The organism is Brevibacillus sp. YAE8, assembly GCF_057543335.1.
This window is the reverse complement of record NZ_BAAIYG010000098.1, coordinates 1-664: the sequence shown is the minus strand read 5'-3', so window position 1 is coordinate 664 and position 664 is coordinate 1. Positions and strand designations below refer to the sequence as shown.

The 664-nt window shown below is 34.0% G+C and carries 1 protein-coding gene; it reads left to right on the top strand.

Annotation, left to right across the window (positions count from 1 at the left end; translation table 11 throughout):
* Positions 1–233 precede the first annotated feature (233 nt).
* Positions 234–446: a cold-shock protein gene (locus AC27IT_RS27795; protein WP_028414686.1), complete on the top strand. Its 213-nt coding sequence runs from the start codon at positions 234–236 to the stop codon at positions 444–446.
* The last annotated feature ends 218 nt before the right edge of the window (positions 447–664 follow it).

Sequence of the window (664 nt, the reverse complement as noted above, 5' to 3'; positions counted from 1 at the left end):
ATTTTTTTCTTTATCTCCTTTAGTTAGCAGAATTAACGATTACATTTTATAACAATAGTTATATCACAGACAATATAAAAATATAACTGAAATGAAAAAATTGTTAAGCCCTCCCTATTTGCTTTTCCCGACTCTTCTAATCGGTATAACGATCATAAAAATGATTGAGATTTCAGCGTTTGGGTAAAAACCTATTAAGAAATTATTTCTATACTTATAAGGGGGATTTATCAATGAGCAAACATAAAGGAACCGTTAAATCGTTCAATGAACCAAAAGGATCTGGATTTATCACACCCGAGGACGGATCAAAAGAAGTGTTCGTTCACTCTAATGCGATCGACCGTGAAGAATATAAAAACCTGTCAGAAGGACAAAAAGTAGAGTTTGAAATCCAAGAAGGAGCTAAAGGACCCAGCGCTATAAAAGTAAACCCTGTTGACTAATAGAGTGACATTTACATACAGGCTATGAGTAGACTCTCGAATCGAATACTCTACGAATAAAAACACCTCTTCGACTTTCGTTCGAACGAGGTGTCTTTTATGATGCAAATACTTCTACATTCAAAATTAGTTACTAGTGGCTATTAAAAAACACAGTTCTAAAGTTGTCGGACAAGTATCCAAACATTTCCTCTATGAGTGAATACAGTATAGAGTAC

Coding starts and splice junctions, on each gene's coding strand:
- AC27IT_RS27795 (WP_028414686.1), top strand. CDS start 234: ATGAGCAAACATAAAGGAACCGTTAAATCGTTCAATGAACCAAAAGGA.